The 15,972-nt window shown below is 72.5% G+C and carries 15 protein-coding genes; 10 read left to right on the forward strand and 5 right to left on the reverse strand.

The genetic code is table 11. From position 1 onward, the window contains the following. The first annotated feature begins 15 nt into the window (after positions 1–15). A complete protein-coding gene (locus Ari01nite_RS25240; protein ID WP_203784635.1) occupies positions 16–717 on the forward strand; it encodes a pentapeptide repeat-containing protein in 702 nt (233 codons plus the stop codon). After that, positions 707–1,234 (forward strand): pentapeptide repeat-containing protein, encoded by a 528-nt coding sequence (locus tag Ari01nite_RS25245; protein WP_203784636.1) that lies wholly within the window; start codon positions 707–709, stop codon positions 1,232–1,234. Before Ari01nite_RS25240 ends, Ari01nite_RS25245 begins: the two co-directional genes overlap by 11 nt. A 22-nt stretch (positions 1,235–1,256) precedes the next feature. Here Ari01nite_RS25245 and Ari01nite_RS25250 read toward each other — a convergent pair whose 3' ends face one another. Together Ari01nite_RS25250 and Ari01nite_RS25255 are read right to left on the reverse strand one after the other, a co-directional pair. After that, on the reverse strand, positions 1,257–2,165 hold the full coding sequence (locus Ari01nite_RS25250; protein ID WP_203784637.1) for an MFS transporter: 909 nt from the start codon (positions 2,163–2,165) through the stop codon (positions 1,257–1,259). Further along, positions 2,134–2,703, reverse strand: coding sequence for a hypothetical protein (locus tag Ari01nite_RS25255; RefSeq protein ID WP_203784638.1), 570 nt, complete (start codon positions 2,701–2,703; stop codon positions 2,134–2,136). Before Ari01nite_RS25255 ends, Ari01nite_RS25250 begins: the two co-directional genes overlap by 32 nt. Positions 2,704–2,836: 133 nt before the next feature. Here Ari01nite_RS25255 and Ari01nite_RS25260 point away from each other — a divergent pair, with 133 nt between their 5' ends. Then, positions 2,837–3,991 carry a sensor histidine kinase gene (locus Ari01nite_RS25260; RefSeq protein ID WP_203784639.1) on the forward strand — a complete coding sequence of 385 codons (1,155 nt, stop codon included), beginning with the start codon at positions 2,837–2,839 and terminating at the stop codon, positions 3,989–3,991. Then, a complete protein-coding gene (locus Ari01nite_RS25265) occupies positions 3,988–4,644 on the forward strand; it encodes a response regulator (RefSeq protein WP_203784640.1) in 657 nt (218 codons plus the stop codon). Before Ari01nite_RS25260 ends, Ari01nite_RS25265 begins: the two co-directional genes overlap by 4 nt. A 36-nt stretch (positions 4,645–4,680) precedes the next feature. Here Ari01nite_RS25265 and Ari01nite_RS25270 read toward each other — a convergent pair whose 3' ends face one another. Further along, a complete protein-coding gene (locus Ari01nite_RS25270) occupies positions 4,681–5,481 on the reverse strand; it encodes a M23 family metallopeptidase (RefSeq protein WP_203784641.1) in 801 nt (266 codons plus the stop codon). A 75-nt stretch (positions 5,482–5,556) separates the two neighbouring features. Between Ari01nite_RS25270 and Ari01nite_RS25275 the strand changes: the two genes are divergently transcribed. The 3 genes from Ari01nite_RS25275 to Ari01nite_RS25285 all read left to right on the forward strand — a co-directional run bounded on the left by Ari01nite_RS25275 (position 5,557) and on the right by Ari01nite_RS25285 (position 9,178). Further along, a complete protein-coding gene (locus Ari01nite_RS25275) occupies positions 5,557–6,054 on the forward strand; it encodes a winged helix-turn-helix domain-containing protein (RefSeq protein WP_203784642.1) in 498 nt (165 codons plus the stop codon). Positions 6,055–6,126: 72 nt separating this feature from the next. Further along, positions 6,127–7,818 carry an MFS transporter gene (locus tag Ari01nite_RS25280; RefSeq protein WP_203784643.1) on the forward strand — a complete coding sequence of 564 codons (1,692 nt, stop codon included), beginning with the start codon at positions 6,127–6,129 and terminating at the stop codon, positions 7,816–7,818. A gap of 19 nt (positions 7,819–7,837) precedes the next feature. Continuing rightward, positions 7,838–9,178 (forward strand): PQQ-dependent sugar dehydrogenase, encoded by a 1,341-nt coding sequence (locus Ari01nite_RS25285; protein WP_203784644.1) that lies wholly within the window; start codon positions 7,838–7,840, stop codon positions 9,176–9,178. On the opposite strand, the gene lexA is transcribed toward Ari01nite_RS25285, so the two are convergent. Further along, positions 9,175–9,813 carry a transcriptional repressor LexA gene (gene lexA / locus Ari01nite_RS25290; RefSeq protein WP_203784645.1) on the reverse strand — a complete coding sequence of 213 codons (639 nt, stop codon included), beginning with the start codon at positions 9,811–9,813 and terminating at the stop codon, positions 9,175–9,177. The genes Ari01nite_RS25285 and lexA overlap by 4 nt on opposite strands. A gap of 131 nt (positions 9,814–9,944) precedes the next feature. Here lexA and Ari01nite_RS25295 point away from each other — a divergent pair, with 131 nt between their 5' ends. Next, positions 9,945–10,349, forward strand: a complete 405-nt coding sequence (locus tag Ari01nite_RS25295; RefSeq protein WP_203784646.1) for an STAS domain-containing protein — start codon at positions 9,945–9,947, stop codon at positions 10,347–10,349. A 55-nt stretch (positions 10,350–10,404) separates the two neighbouring features. Here Ari01nite_RS25295 and Ari01nite_RS25300 read toward each other — a convergent pair whose 3' ends face one another. Then, complete coding sequence (locus Ari01nite_RS25300; protein WP_203784647.1) at positions 10,405–11,760, reverse strand: cellulase family glycosylhydrolase; 1,356 nt, start codon at positions 11,758–11,760, stop codon at positions 10,405–10,407. A gap of 307 nt (positions 11,761–12,067) precedes the next feature. On the opposite strand from Ari01nite_RS25300, the gene Ari01nite_RS25305 reads away from it, so the two are divergent. Both Ari01nite_RS25305 and Ari01nite_RS25310 read left to right on the forward strand, forming a co-directional pair. Beyond that, the gene (locus Ari01nite_RS25305) at positions 12,068–15,076 is read left to right on the forward strand and encodes a BTAD domain-containing putative transcriptional regulator (protein ID WP_203784648.1); all 3,009 of its coding nucleotides are present in this window, start codon (positions 12,068–12,070) and stop codon (positions 15,074–15,076) included. Then, entirely contained in the window at positions 15,069–15,872 is an 804-nt protein-coding gene (locus tag Ari01nite_RS25310; RefSeq protein WP_203784649.1) for a class I SAM-dependent methyltransferase, read from the forward strand. Before Ari01nite_RS25305 ends, Ari01nite_RS25310 begins: the two co-directional genes overlap by 8 nt. Positions 15,873–15,972 lie beyond the last annotated feature (100 nt).

A 15,972-nucleotide genomic window follows, 5' to 3' on the forward strand; every position in this document is an offset into this window, starting at 1 on the left:
CCGTAAGGTGCTGGGGTGCCGACTCGACGGAGCCTCTCGCGTAAGCCCAGACCCGGGCCCCCTCGCCCGCCTGCCCTCCCGCCGGGGCTGCGCGCGGCCACCGACATCCAGCGTGAGCTGGAGCATGAGCAGACCGTGGAGGAGGCCGCCTACCACGGCGTCGACCTGGTCGGGATCGAGGCCGAGCGGGTCGAGTTCCGGGAGTGCGAGTTCGACAGGGTGCAGCTCGCCGGGGCGCATCTTGCCAAGGTCCGGTTCAGCGACTGCGTGGTTCGCACCTCGGATCTGTCCAATCTGCGGGCCGAGGACGGCGTGCTGGAGCGGGTGACGCTCGGGGATTCGCGGATGACCGGGCTGGCGTTCCACGGCGGGCTGGTCAGCGACGTGGCGTTCCGCGGGTGCAAGGTTGATCTGACCAACTGGCGGATGGCCCGGTTCGAGGCGGTGGCGTTCGAGGACTGTGTCCTGACCGGAGCCGATTTCACCGACGCCGACCTGCGTGGGGCCAGTTTTCTGCGGTGTGACCTGAGCGGGGCGCAGTTCAGCAACGCGACCATGGGCGGGACCCGGTTCCGCGCCTGTGAGCTGGCTGGCATCGGCGGGATCACCAGCTGGGCCGGCGCCGTCGTGCACCCGGACGACCTGCTGGCCCTCTCCTACGCGCTGGCGGGAGCGCTCGGCATCGCCGTCCGGGAGGTCGATCCGGATGGAGCATGACGGCGAGCGGTTCGCGGGCACCGACCTGACCGAGGAGAGTGTCGAAGGAGTTCTCTACCGGGACTGCGAATTTGTGAACGTACGGTTCAACTGCGCCGAGCTGACCGACGTGAAGTTCGTCGGCTGCCGGTTCACCGGGTGCAATTTCTTCGACGCCGTGCTCACCGGCTGCCAGCTCTGGGAGTGCGTCTTCGACCGGTGTTCGTTCAGCGGCACCGAGGTCTCCGGCGGGGATTGGCGGTCCACCAGCCTGGCCGGCGCCGACCTGACCACTGTGGAGTTCCGCCGGGTCGGCATGCAGGGCGCGAACCTCACCGGAACGCGGTGCCAGGGCGCGGTTTTCGCCGAGGTGGACCTCGCCAACGCGGTGCTGGACGGCGCCGACTTCACCGGCGCCGACCTGCGGGGCAGCGTGCTGACCGCGTTCGACCCGCGCCGGGTCGAGCTGAGCCAGTGCGTCATCACCGCCGATCAGGCGGTGGACATCGCGGTGGCCCTCAACCTGTCGATCCGCTGAGGACGCGCAGGCGGCGCACCGGCTAGAGCGCCAGCACCACGAGGGCCGCGCCCACCGGCGTACCGCCCCAGGCAATCATCCGGCCGGTGGTGTTCACCCGGCCCTGGAGGTCGTCGGGGGTGAGTTGCTGGCGCACCGTGATGCCGTTGGTGATGACCATGGCGCTGGCGAAGTTGCCCGCCGCCCACAGCGCCAGCGCCGGCCCGACCTCCCGCACGCCCGCCAGCGCCAGCACCGACAGCCCGAACATCAGGTAACCCGCCATCGACAGCGGACCGACCCCCAGCGTGCGCACCGCCACCGGCAGGGCCAGCGCGGACAGGAACGCACCCACCGCGGCGCCCGCGTAGAGCAGGCCGATCCGCTGGTCCCCGGCGCTCAGACCGAGTTGTTCCCGGGCGTGCACCACCAGTAGCCCCAACGCGCCGCCGGCCGTGGTCGACAGCGCGAACCCGGTCAGGCTCAGCGTGCGGATGACCGGCTGGCGCCACAGGTACGACAGCCCGCCCACGATGTCGTGCCGCAGCGACCGGCGTTCCGGGCCCGGACCGGGGTGGCCGCGGCCGTCCGGTTCCAGCGCGGTGCCGATCCGGTACAGCAGCGCGACCGAGACCAGGTAGCTCAGCGCGTCCGCGACCAGCACGACGCCCGGGTCCCAGACCGTCGCGGCCACCCCGGCGAGGGCCGGCACCGCGATGCCGGTGACCGTGGCGGTGGCCCAGATCAGGCTGTTCGCCGCGGTGAGCCGGTCGCGGCCGGCCACCCGGGTGAGCGCGCCCCAGGCGGCCGCGTCGAACCAGCAGAACGCGGTGCCGAGCGCCGCAGCCACCGCGACGATGTGCGGGCCGCTGAGTTTGCCGGCGGCCTGGGCCAGCGGCACGGACAGCACCGCGAGCGTGCTACCCCTGCCGCACTGAACGGGCGTCGTCATCGGCCGCCGCCGCCGGCTCCCGGTCGCGGACGATCATCAGCCACCCGACGATGCCCCAGATCAGGCCGGCCACCAGGTTGCCGCCCGCCTGGGACAGGATGATCGAGGTGACCCAGACCAGCGCCAGGCCGACCGCCAGCCAGCGCGGCAGCACCCGCCGGCGCCAGCACACCACGGCCAGGATCAGCGAGCCGATCAGCCAGGCCGCGTTCGCCGGGACGGCCACCACGCTGAACCAGGCGTAGTCCTGGTCGTGCAGGTTGGTGGAGGTGCTGCCGAAGGCGAGCAGGGCGCAGCCGAACGCGGCCAGGCAGCCGCCGATCCAGCCGGCGCGGGTGCCGGTGAGCCGGCCCAGTTTCAGGTACGCGGGTATCCAGAGCACCAGCGCGACGGCGAACAGCCCGAGCATGACGTGTTCGGTGCGGTTGACGACGGGGTCGAAGTCCTCGACGCGTACCGCCTGGATGGCGCCGACGACGGCGGACGCGACGCCGCCCGCAAGACCGGCCCAGCCGGCCGGAGAGGTTGTTTTCTGCATGCCGAGGAATCTACGAACGTGCAGGTCAGAGCGTCGTCGGCCGCTGGTCGCCGGGATGTACTCCGCGCGGCGTACATGATCGCGACCTAAGGATGACGCGTCCGCCAACCCGCGGATCATAGGGTTCCATCCCGTGGATGCCGCACTGAATACGCTGGTCAGCGTCCCGCGTCGGCCCCCGCCGATCGACCTGGCGCTGACCGCGGGCCTGTTCGCGTGGGCCGTCGTCGAGGCGTTCGCGGCCACCGGCCCGGGCAGCCTGGCACAGCGGCTCGCGTTCGCCGCCGGGGTCACGGTGCCCCTGCTGGTGCGGCGGCAACGGCCGCTGCTGGCGGTGTGCGCGCTCGTCGCCGTACTCATGCTCCGTGTTTTTGCCTTGGACGGGGTCGAGGAGAGCACCTTTCCGTTCCCGAGCCTGCTGGTCGCGGTGGTCTCGGTGGCCCTGTACGCGCGGCACGTCGTGGTGGCGGGGGCCGGCGGCGTGCTCACGCTCGGCGCGATGCTGGCGCTCTACCCGCTGGGTTACTACCCCGACCCGACCGTCGGCCAGGTGCTGATCCTGACGTTCTTCATCGCCGGCGCCTGGACCGGGGGTTATCTGGTACGCATCAGAGCAGCGCAGACGGCGGCGGCCCGCCGGGATTCGGCCCGGGCCGCGGCCGAGGCGGTGACCGCCGAACGGGACCGCATCGCCCGCGAACTGCACGACGTGGTGGCCCACTCGCTGTCGATCGTCGCGGTGCAGACCGGCGCCGCCGAGGAACTGATCGCGCTGAACCCCGACCAGGCCCGCCAGCACGTGGCGGCCGCCCGCCGGACCGCCCGCGAGGCGCTGACCGAGATGCGGCACGTCCTGCACGTGCGCCGGGAGGCCGCGGACGAGGAGGCGTCGCTGACCCCGCAGCCCACCCTGGAACGGATCGCCGACCTGATCGCCGAGGTGCGCGCGGCGGGCCTGCCGGTCACGCTGACCATCGACGGCGACCGCGGCGAGGTGCCGGCCGGCGTCGGCCTGGCCGGCTACCGGATCGTGCAGGAGGCGCTGACCAACGTCCGCCGGCACGCGGGCGAGGCCGAGACAACCGTCAAGATCGGCTACGCCAACCGGAGCATAGAGATAGCGGTACGCAACGGCGCCGGCACCCGGCGCGGCGCCGAGACGGCGGGCAGCGGGCGCGGCCTGGTCGGCATGCGCGAGCGGGCGAGGCTGTACGGGGGCACGGTCAGCGCCGCACCGGAGGGCGACGGTTTCGCCGTACGCGCCAAACTCCCGAGAGGAACCACATGATCACCGTGCTGGTCGCTGACGATCACGCGCTCATCCGCTCCGGCCTGTCCGGCATGCTGGGCGCCCAGCCCGACCTCACGATCGTCGGCGAGGCCACCGACGGCGCCGAGGCGGTCGACCTGGCCGCGCAGCTGTCGCCCGACGTGGTGGTCATGGACATCCGGATGCCGGTCCTGGACGGCATCGAGGCCACCCGGCGCATCCGCCGCCGCGACGACGCCCCGCGCGTGCTGATGCTGACCACGTTCGACCTGGACGAGTACGTGTACGACGCGCTGCGCGCCGGCGCGGCCGGTTTCCTGCTCAAGGACGCGCCGCCGGGCCAACTGGCCGAGGCGGTGCGCACGGTGGCGGCCGGCGAGGCGCTGCTGGCCCCCGTGGTCACCCGCCGCCTGATCACCAGGTTCCTGCGGGTGCCACCGCCCGCCGCCGCCGAGGCCCGGGCCACGGCGAAGCTGACCGAGCGCGAGCTGGAGGTCTTGCGCCTGATAGCCCGTGGCCTGAGCAATGCCGAGATGGCCGGCGAACTGCACCTCTCCGACGCGACCGTCAAGACCCACGTGAGCCGGGTGCTGATGAAGCTCGACCTGCGCGACCGCGTGCAGGCGGTGGTCTACGCGTACGAGAACGGCTTGGTGGCACCCGGGGAATAGCATCGCGGTGTCGCGCGGCGGCTCTCGTCGGCCGGGTCACTCCACCGGATCGGGGCGGAGCTCGTGCACCTCCGTCAGCAGGCCGCCGTTCTTCGGCGGGGGACCGGCGGGCCAGACGAACGGCAGCCCGGCCGCGAAACTCGGCCACGACCGGTCCATCACCTGGAAGTGCAGGTGCGGCTCGCTCGAATTGCCGGAGTTGCCACATTCCGCGATCTGCTGGCCGGTCTCCACCCGGTCGCCGGGGCGGACCGACGCACTGCCGCGCTTCAGGTGGGCATACAGGGCGTACCGGCCCTCGCCCATGTCGATCACGATGTGGTTGCCGACCACCCGGCCGGCGCCGAGTATCTCGCGGATCATGCCCTCGGCCAGCATGTACAGCAGTGCCGGCCAGGACGTGCGGCTCCGATGGTCGCGCTGGCCCTGCCGCACCCGCAGCACGCGGCCGGGCGTGGCGGACAGCACCGGCTGGCCGAAGGCGGGGAAGTCGCCCGCGGGTCGCGTCAGCGGCTGCCAGCCGAAGCCCGGTCGAGCACGGCCGGGAGGATCAAAGACAAGATCTATGGCGTACGTCTGACCGTAAGCGTGCGTGCCGTGGCTGGGCACCCGGCTGGCGGGGCTGTTGAGCGCGCGCCACGGTCCGCGGACCGGCGGGCCGACCGGCACGGGTTCGGTGTCGACCCGGCCGACGAAGCCGTAGACCACGACCGCGGCGGTGATCGCGAGGAAGCCCGCCCACCACGGCAGCGGCAACCCGGTCCAGGGCGCGGTAACCACGACCAGCAGGGTGGCGACGAGCAGCGGCAGCCGGATGCGGGCAACGAGGCGGCCCATGACCCTCTCCCCTCCAGAACGAGACAACGCTAAGATTTCGAAATTACGTACTTCCAACATAACGAGGGATGCGCCGTGCGCCAAACGCAGGAAGATCGGCTGGCCCGCATCGAGGAGCGGCTGGCCGCGCTGGAGGGGGCCGCGGCGGCACCCGAGCCGCCGCCGGGACAGGGCCAGTTCTGGGCGCTGCGGCACCTGGAGACGCTGGCCGAGGACCCGGGCGCCGTGCTGTTCACCGGACTGGTCGGCCTGCCCACCGGGGAGCGGTACGAGTGGCAGCAGACTCTCCCGGCCGAGGGCCTCCTGGAGGCCGACTGGACGCTGCAGGCCGCCACCCTCGCGGCGCTCGCCCACCCGGCCCGGCTGCTGATTCTGCGCGAGGTGCTGCGCGGCACCCGCTCGGCCGCCGAGCTCCAGTCGATCGAGGGCATCGAGAGCACCGGGCAGCTCTACCACCACCTGCGGCAGCTGGTGGCGGCCGGCTGGCTGCGGACCACCGGCCGGGCCCGGTACGCAATTCCGGCGGAACGTGTCATCCCCCTCCTGATCACCGTGGCGTGCGCTCACCATTGAGTGGCCCGGCTTCGAGGTACGACCCTCCGGCTGCTTTCATGGAGAGTGACTGCCACGGATCGGTGGGGTGAGATGACCTTCCCCGGAAAGGCCTTGCCGCGGACGGGCGCGGCACTCGCGCTCGTCACCGTCGGGCTGGGGTTGAACCTGCGGGCCTCGATCCTGCTCGGTCCGCACCTGCACGCGCGCTTCCACGCCGGCCCGCGCGCGTACCTCCTCCTGATCATCCTGCCGGTCCTGGTGGCGGCGGTGGCCCGGCTCCCGGCCGGCGTGCTCACCGACCGCTACGGCGCCCGCGTGATGTTCCCGGCCGTCAGCCTGCTCGGCGCGGTCTCCGTGATCGCCCTGGGCCTGGCCGAGTCATTGCCGGCCGTCGTCGTGGCCGGCACCGCGGCGGGCGCGTCCAGTTCGGCCTTCGTGGTGGGTGCGGCCTTCGTCGCCCGGCTGGCACCCTACGGCCGGCGCGGGCGGCTGCTCGGCGTCTACGGCCTGGGCGTGGCCCTGGCGGTGGCGCTCTCGGCCGTCTCCTGGTTCCTCGACCGCGAGGGCCGGGTGGCCGCCATCGTGCTGGGCGGCCTGCTGATGGCCTTCGCCGCCGCGGCCGCCGCAATGGGCCGCCCGGGCGGGGAAGAGACGCGCGGGGAAGAGGCGCGCGGGGAAGAAGCACGCGAAGGGGACGAGGCGGCCGCGGTGGCCGCCGCCATGGGCCGTGCCCGCGGGGTGAAGTTCGGCGACGCCGACCGCTCCGGCTCGGCGCTGCGTGAGTGTGCCGCGCTGGTCCGGCTCGCCGCCACCTCGTCCGTCACGCTGCTCTACGTGGTTGCGCTCAGCGGCATGGTTTCGATCGGGCTCTTCCTGCCGGTCTATCTGGTGTCGGCGCAGCACCTCAGCTGGTTCGACGCGCTCGTGGTCACCGGGTCGCTGGTGATGACGGCCGCGGTCGCCCGGCTGGCCGGTGGCTGGTGCACCGACCGGCGGCCGACCGCGCGGCTGCTCGTTTTCTGCTACGGCGGCGCCGCCGCGCTCTGCGTGGCCGTCGGGCTGGCGCCGCAGTGGTGGCCGGTGATCGCCGGGATCGCGGTCTGCGACGGCGTGGCCGGTGGCGCCCTGCTCGCGCTGATCGGCAAGGCGGCCCGGCCGTACAACGTCGGCGCCGTGCTGGGGGTGACCGGCGCGGCGGGAGCGCTCGGTGCGATCTTCCCGGCGCTGCTGCTCGCCGGTCTCTTTCGGGTGACCGGCTCGTTCCTCACCGCGTGGACCCTGCTCGGCGCGGTGCTGCTGGCCGCCGGGCTGTACGTGCACACCCGCGGCCTCTACGTAGGACTGGGCCTGCCGGTGGGTTTCCGCCCCGACCCGAGCCCGACCGCGACCACCGTGGCCGTGCTCGCCGAGCCGGACACCCGGGTGGGCGCCGCCGCTGTGGTGGCCGGCCTGGCCGAACTGGCCACCAGCGACGAGGTGGTGATCGTGTACGGGGCCGGCGACGGCCCGGGACTCACCCCGGAAGGGCTGGCCGCCGGGCTGCGGGCGCGGCTGCCCCGGCACAGCGTGGTCGCGATCCGGGTCACCGACCACCCGGAACTGCTCGGCAAGGACGCGCTGCTGCTCACCGAGCACATGGAGGCCGGCGCCCTGGCGATCGCGGTCACCCCGGTCGCCAGCCTCGCCGACGTGGCCGGCGACCTCGCCATCTATCTCCAGGCCGACCGGGTGCTGACCGTCTCGTACGACCTGGCCGAGGGCACCGCGCTGCACCCCGCCTGACCCTGGGTAAAGTTCAGCGATGACGACGATCGCGCGCGCGGTGGTGGCCGCAAGCATGACGTTCGCCCTGGTGGCGTGTTCCGCCGAGGAGCCGGTCGGGCCGCCGCCCGCGGTCACCGTGCCGGAGGGGCTGACCGCCACGACGGTCCGGCCGCTGGACGGCACCGGCGACTTCCCGTTCGACCAGGAACGGCAGGTGCAGGCCCCGGCCGGCTGGCAGGTCACGGTCTGGGCCCGGGTGCCCAGCGCCCGGCTGCTGGCCTGGACACCGGACGGCACGTTGCTGGTGTCGCGGCCCAAGGAGGGCGACATCGTCGAGCTCACCCCGGCGCGGGGCGACGCGCGGCCGGCCGAGCGCACGCTGATTTCCGGGCTTAACCAGCCGCACGGGCTGGCCTTCGCCGGCGACACGCTCTACGTGGCCGAGAGCGACCAGGTCGACAGCTTCACCTACCGGTCCGGCCAGCTGTCCGGCAAGCGGGTGGTGGCCGACGGCCTGCCGGACGAGAAAAGCGCCGAGCTTCGTGGTGCGTACGCCCATGCCTTGAAGAGTGTGGCCGTGGGCCAGGACGGCGCCGTCTACTTCTCGATCGGCTCGACCGGCAACGTGTCGGCCGAGGACCGCGACGCCGACCCGGAGCGGGCCTCGATCCTGCGGGTGCCGCCGGGCGGCGGCGAGCCGGCCGTCTACGCCCGGGGCGTGCGCAACGGCACCGGGCTGGCGCTCGACCCGGACGGTGCGGTGTGGACCGCGGTCAACCACCGGGACAACATCGCCTACCCGTTCGACCGCGACTACGACGGCGACGGCAGCGTCGACCGCAACGACGTGATGATGCCGTACGTGAACGACCACCCGCTCGAGCAGCTCGCGCGCGTGCAAGAGGGCGACGACCTGGGCTGGCCGTACTGCAACCCGGACCCGGACGTGCAGCCCGGCGAGAAGGATTCGCCACTCGACTACGCCAACCGCCCGTACGTGCGCGACCAGCAGATGAACGCGGACGGCAGCAAGCTGGACTGCGCCGCGCTCAAGCCGGTCGAGCAGGGCATGGGCGCGCACTCGGCGCCGCTGGGCCTGTCCTTCGTGGCCGCGCCGGGCATCGGCGGCACCTACGGCCCGGGCGCGCTGGTCGGCATCCACGGCTCGTGGAACCGCAAGCCGCCGCGTCCCCCGGAGGTGTCGTTCTTCGCCTGGCGGGACGGCACGCTCGGCCCGCAGCAGACGCTGCTGTCCGGCTTCCAGCTGGCCGACGGGTCACGCTGGGGACGGCCGGTCATGGCGGTGCAGGGTCCGGACCGGGCGCTGTACGTCAGCGACGACTACGCCGGCGCGATCTACCGGGTGACGATGGGCTAGGTACGGCGCAGCACCGAGACGACCTTGCCGAGCACCACGGCCCGGTCGCCGTCGATGGTGTCGTACCTCGGGTTGCGCGGCTCGAGCACGACGTGGCCCCGGGTGCGCCGGTAGACCTTGACCGTCGCCTCGTCGTCGATCATGGCGGCCACGATGTCGCCGTTGTAGGCCTCCTGCTGCTGCTTGACCACCACGATGTCGCCGTCGCAGATGGCCGCGTCGATCATCGAGTCGCCGCGTACCCGCAGGCCGAACAGCGTGCCCCGGCCGACCAGGTCGCGGGGGAGCGGCAGCACCTCGTCGGCGTGCTCCTGGGCCGGGATCGGCGAGCCGGCCGCGATGTCGCCGAGCACCGGCACGCCGACGGTCACCTGTTCGGGGCGCCGCTCGGCCGGCTGGAGGAACATGCGGACGTCGATCGGCCGGGTCGACCGGCCACGGCGCAGAAGCCCCAGATCTTCGAGGGTACGCAGATGCCGGCTCACGGTGGAGGACGAGGCGACGCCGATCGCGTCGGCGATCTCGCGAGTGGAGGGTGAATAGCCGTACCGGAGGGCCCACTTCTGGATGACCGTGAGGATCTGGCGCTGTCGCTCGTTCAGAATCGGCGTGTCGAGGTCCTCGTCCGGTAGCACTCCAAGATCTTGCCTGGTCGCGGCCCACTTCGCTGGGAGGCTCGCCGACGCTTCGTTATCCGTGTAATCCCCACCTCTCCATTTCGTTTTCCGGCCTTGTGGTTTCGGTCAGCGGACAACAGGATTCAGGAATGAGTGGCGCTCCTCCATCCGACGACGCCTTCTCGCTGGTGACTTCCGGGGCCCGCACCACGCGGGTGCAGCCGGGCGGCGAGTTCGACCGGGACAACCGGCATCTGCTCGCCGACGCGGTCCGGACCGCCCTGGCCGATGGCTGGACCACCGTCCTCATCGACTGCGGGCGGCTCACCTTCATCGACGCTTCGGTCGTGCACGTGCTGCTTGCCGAGCGGCGCCGGGCCGCAGACCTGGGCCGCACCCTCCGGCTGGTCAACGTCCACGGTTCACCCGGCCGGGTGCTCCGGGCCACCGGAACCATGGCGGTCCTGTGCGGACCGGGCGCGCCGGCGACGGCGCGTGCCACCTCGCCCGTCGAGCGGATAAATCGCACGGTCGCCGCCGGCCGTGACGGGTAGCGGCCGGCCACGCCCACGGGGGGCGTGGCCGGCCGAGGGGACCAGAACGGGCGGATCAGAAATCGTCGGGCGTACGGATCCGGTCGCGGATCCAGGCGCCGGCCGGCTTGAGGTTCGCGGTGCCGGTGTAGGCACCGGCCGCGCAGGTGCCCTCGGTGAAGACCGCGCCGGAGCGGAAGTCGTCGGAGAAGTTCCAGTTCGTCCAGCTCACCCGGTGCTGTGCCATCAGGTCGAGGTACTGCTGGGCCCGGTCGAAGTTGTCGGGGCCGTCGCCGCTGTACTCCTGGGTGCCGAACTCGGTGACGAACATCGGCAGCTTCGCGACGGCGTCGGTGAACGTGTCCAGGTACCAGTCGTCGTGCGACGCGGCGTAGAAGTGGAACGTGTACATCACGTTGCCGGCGCGGACCGGGTTGGCCAGGATGCGCGCGACGCCCTGGCCGTCACCCGAGGCGCCCAGCGACGACCAGTCCTCGGTGCCGACCAGCACGACGGCCTCCGGGTCCTCGGCGCGGATCACCGGGATGATCTGGTCCGCGTACGACCTGATGGAATCCCAGTGCACGCCGCTCGGCTCGTTGGCGATCTCGTACAGGACATTGGTTTTGTCCTTGTGGCGGGAGGCGATCTGCTGGAAGAAGGTGCGGGCGCGGTCCAGGTTGGCGTTGGGGTCGCCGGGGGAGAGCATGTGCCAGTCGACGATCGCGTACAGGCCCCGGGCGGTGGCCTTCTCGATGTAGTCGTTGACCTTGGCGGTGAACCCGGCCGGGTCGGTCTCGTAGCCACCCTCCTGGATGTACATCGAGATCCGCAGGATGTCGGCGTTCCACTCGCCGGCCAGGACGTCGAGCGAAGCGTCGTTCACGCAGTCCGCGTACCACTGGATGCCGTGCGTGCTCATGCCGCGCAACTGGATCGGCCTACCCTGGGCGTTGCAGAGTTGCCGGCCGCAGACCGCGAGTTGGCCGTTGATCGCCACCGGGGTGGTGCCGGGGTGGGTGGTCTCGCCGGTGCAGGACACACCGTTGAGTCTGCATCCCGCCGGGCTGCCTGATCCCGTACCGATAAAGCCGATTTTGACCTTGGCACCCGGGGCGATCGTGCCGTTCCAGGACTGGTTGGCGAACGTGAAGTGCTGTCCCGACGTGGTGAGCAGCGCGTTCCAGTGCGAGCCGACGGCGGTACCGGCCGGCAGGTCGAACTCGACCCGCCAGGAGGTGATGGCGGACGAGCCGCCGTTGGTGATCGTGTACTCGCCCTGCCAGCCGGAACCCCAGGTCGAGACCTTGGCGAAGGTGGCGGCCAGGGTGGGGGTGGCGGCGGCCGAGGCGGGGGATGGGGCGACGAGAGCCAGGCCCGCGGTGACGACCGCGACGGCTACGCAGAGTAAGAGGGAACGGGAGGGGCGCATGGGGCAGGATTATTAGGCAGTCTTACTATCGATGTCTAGGACTTACGCTCATCGATGTCTACTCGGGCACGCCGGAGCGGGGAAAGAGCCGGGCTCGCCCCCGTCGCGAGCCCGACCGTGTTTCCTGAGGTCAAACCCTACGGACCGGGGCTTGCCCAATACTTGCCGCGCAACACCCCGTGATCGCGTGCGTCCGCGGGGTGGTTCAGGTGCGCTAACCTTCGTCCGGGCGAGCGGGCGGCGGCTCCGGGGCGGCAGAATCGGGCAGTTCTTCTCCGCACGATGAGGCGGAAATGAGGGGCTGCGGATGACCGGAAGCGGGTTCGGTGCCATCCTGCGTGGCCTCCGCATCCGGACCGGGCTCAGCCAGGACGAGCTTGCCCAGCGCTCCGGGCTCAGCGTGCGCGCGGTCCGCGAGCTGGAGTCCGGCCGGGTGGCCCGCCCGCAGTCACGCACCGTGCATCGCTTGGTGAACGCGCTCGACCTGCCGCCGCCCGACGCGCAGCCGCTGCTGACCGCGGTCGGCGCCGGTGACACGGCCGGCTTCTCGGTGGGCATCCTCGGCCCGCTGTCGGTGCGCAACGGCGCCGTCCCGGTCGCCGTCACCCGGCCGAAACTCAAGGCGCTGCTCGCCCTGCTGGCCCTCAAGGCCGGCCGCGCCGTCCCGATCGACGAGATCATCACGGTCCTCTGGGGCGAGGGCGCCCCGCTCAGCGCGTCCAATCAGGTGCAGGTGTACGCGACGCAGCTCCGTCAGCTGATCGAGCCGGACCGCGGCCCGGGCCGGCCGCCGGACCGGGTGGTGCGCTCGGCCGACGGCTATCAGTTGCAGCTCCGCGACGAGGAATCCGACGCCGCCGCGTTCCGCCAGGCGGTGGCTGCCCAGCAGCACGCGGACGGGCTCGGTCTCTGGCGCGGTCCGGTCCTCGCCGACGTGGCGGTCCTCGGCAGCCATCCGGAGGCGGTGGCCCTGACCCGGCAGCGGATCGACGCCGCGCTCGCCTTCGCCGACCGGGCCGCCGACCGGGACGGGTACGCCCGGGCCGCGCAGTGGCTGCGCGAACTCGCCCACGACGAGCCGCTGCACGAGGCGCTCGCGGCCCGGCTCATGCTGATGCTCGCGGCCACCGGCGAGCAGGCCGCCGCGCTGGCCCTGTACGACCGGATCCGCAGCAGGCTCGGCGACGAGCTCGGCGTCGACCCGGGCGACGAGTTGCAGGACGCCCACCTGCGGGTGTTGCGGCAGCAGACCGGAGCCGCCAAGCCGCCGGCCGGACCGGCTCTGGCCGGACCGGCTCTGGTCGGTCCGGCTCTGGTCGCGCCGGTGCCGGCTCAGCTGCCGCTCGGCGTGCGCGGCTTCACCGGCCGGGACGCCGCGGTGGCCGAACTCGACGGACTGCTCGGCGACCTGCCCAGCGCGGTGATCATCACGGCCGTCTCGGGCACCGCGGGCGTCGGCAAGACCAGCCTCGCGGTGCACTGGGCGCACCGGGTCGCGCACCACTTCCCGGACGGACAGCTCTACGCCGACCTGCGCGGCTTCGACCACGGTGGCCAGATCACCACGCCCGGCGAGGCGGTCCGCGGCTTCCTGTACGCGCTCGGCGTCGCCCCCGAGAAGGTGCCGGCCGAGGCCGACGCGCAGACCGCGCTGTACCGCAGCATGCTGGCCGGCCGGCGGGTGCTGATCCTGCTCGACAACGCCCGGGACGCCGACCAGGTGCGGCCGCTGCTGCCCGGCACGGCCACCGCGTTCACGCTGGTGACCAGCCGCAACCAGCTCGGCGGGCTGGTCGCCACGCACGCCGCCCGGCCGCTCGCGCTGGACATGCTGTCGGCCGAGGAGGCCCGGCACCTGCTGGCGTCGCGCCTGGGCCCGGAGCGGGTCGAGGCCGAACCGGACGCGGTCGGCGACATCGTCGCGGCGTGCGCCCACCTGCCGCTCGCGCTGGCCATCGCGGCGGCCCGGGCACAGCAGACCACCGGCTCGCTGGCCTCGGTCGCCAGCCAGCTCACCGCGCGGCGGCTGGACGCGCTGGACGCCGGCGACCCGGCCAGCCGGATCCGGGCGGTGTTCTCCTGGTCGTACTCGGCGCTGTCGCCGGCCGCGGCCCGGCTGTTCCGGCTGCTCGGCCTGCACCCCGGCCCCGACCTGGACGCCGCGACCGCGTCCAGCCTGGCCGGCCGGGACGCCGCGACCCTGCTCACCGAGTTGCTCGACGCCAACCTGCTCACCGAGCGGGTCGCCGGCCGCTACACGTTCCACGACCTGCTGCGCGCGTACGCGGTCGAGGTGTTGACCGACGCCGAGCCGGAAGCGGACCGCCGGGCCGCGAGTCACCGCCTCTTCGACCACTACGTGCACACGGCCTATGTCGGCGACCGCCAGCTCAGCCCCGACCGGGAACCCATGCCGTTGCCGATGGGGGAGCCCGCCGAGGGGGTCCGGCCGGGGCGGCCCGCGACGCCGCAGGAGGCCATCGACTGGTGCACCGCCGAGCGCGGGGCCCTGCTGGGTGTGCTGCGGCAGGCCGCGCGCACCGGGTTCGACACCCACGCCTGGCAGCTCGGGTGGTGCCTGGACACGTACATCCATCGCCGGGGCAACCGCCAGGACCTGATCGAGGTCTGGGAGATCGCCTCCGAGGCCGCCGACCGGATGGGCCTGCCGGACGCGCGGGGGCGGGCCCGGCGCGGACTGGCACACGCCTACCTGGTCCTCGGCAAGTACGACGAGGCCGAGAACCAGCTGCAGACGTCGCTCGACCAGGCCGCGGCGGCCGGCGACGCGTTCTCGATGGCCTTCACCCACCGCATCCTGGCCCAGGTGCATTGGCGGCGCGGCGACCTGCACCGGGCGCTGGAACACGCCACGCTGATGCTCGGCATGCTGCGCGAGATGGACCGGCCGCGCTGGCTGGCGATCGCGCTGAACGCGGTCGGCTGGTACCAGGCGCTGCTCGGCGACTACCCGGCGGCGATCGCGCACTGCACCGAGGCGCTCGAGGTCTACCGTGGGATGGGCAGCCGCTTCGGCCAGGCGAAAACCCTGGACAGTCTCGGCTACGCGTACAGCCACAGCGGCTCGCACGACGCCGGGATGCGGAGCTATCGGGAGGCGGTCGCGGTGTTCCGCGAGGTGGGCGACCGGTACAACGAGGCCGACACGCTGACCCGCCTCGGCGACGCCCACCTGCTGGCCGCCGATCCGCGGGGTGCCGGCGCGTGCTGGCGGGACGCTCTCGACATCCTCACCGACCTCGACCATCCGAACGCCCTGGAAGTCCGCGCCAAACTGGACCGGCTCGATGCCTGACTCCCTCGCGAACAGATCCGAGATCGAACGGTGGAACGGTCCGGCCGCGCAGCGCTGGCTCGCCGAGCGGGAGCGGCACGCCGCGATCCGCCATCGGCTGCTCCCGCACCTGCTGGCGCTGAGCCGCCCCGACGACGTGGTGCTCGACGTGGGCTGCGGCTGCGGCGACCTGACCCGCGCACTCGCCGGCTCGGTGACCGGCCTGGACGTCTCGGAGCCGCTGCTCGAGGTGGCCCGCCGTTCGGTGCCGGGCGTGGAGTTCCGGCGCGGTGACGCACAGACGTATCCGTTGCCGCCCGCGGCGTACGACTTGATTGTCAGCAGTTTCGGGGTGATGTTCTTCGACGATCCGGTGGCCGCCTTCGGCAATCTGCGCACGGCCCTGCGGGCCTCCGGCAGGCTGGCCTTCCTGTGCTGGCAGGACCCCCTGGCGAACGAGATCTTTGCGATTCCGCTGCGGGCATTCAGGCGGTACGGCTTCGCGCCCGACCCGATAAGCCGGGACTCCTTCGCCGATCCGGGGGCGATCTCCGCGATGCTGGCCGAGGCCGGTTTCGCCGAGGTTCAGGTGGATGCACTGCGCGAACCGGCCCGCCTGGGCAGCGACGTGCCCGACGTGATGGGGTACGCCTTCGGCAGTTCCCAGGTGCGTGACCTGGTGGCCGCGGCCGGGCCGGAGGTGGCCGCGCGCGTGCGCGCGGAGATGGAGGCCGAGTTCACCGCCCGCACCCGCCCCGACGGAGTTTGGGTCGAGGCCGCGGCGTACCTGGTCACGGCCCGGCTGATGCCCGCCTGACCCGCCGTCTTGCCCCGCGCCTCCGGCCCTTTTTGCCACGGGACTCGCCGTTTGTCCCGCCCCGCGTTGCCGGTCGCGCTGCCTCGTCGCGTATCTATAT

Source organism: Paractinoplanes rishiriensis (assembly GCF_016862375.1).
Lineage (GTDB): Bacteria > Actinomycetota > Actinomycetes > Mycobacteriales > Micromonosporaceae > Actinoplanes > Actinoplanes rishiriensis.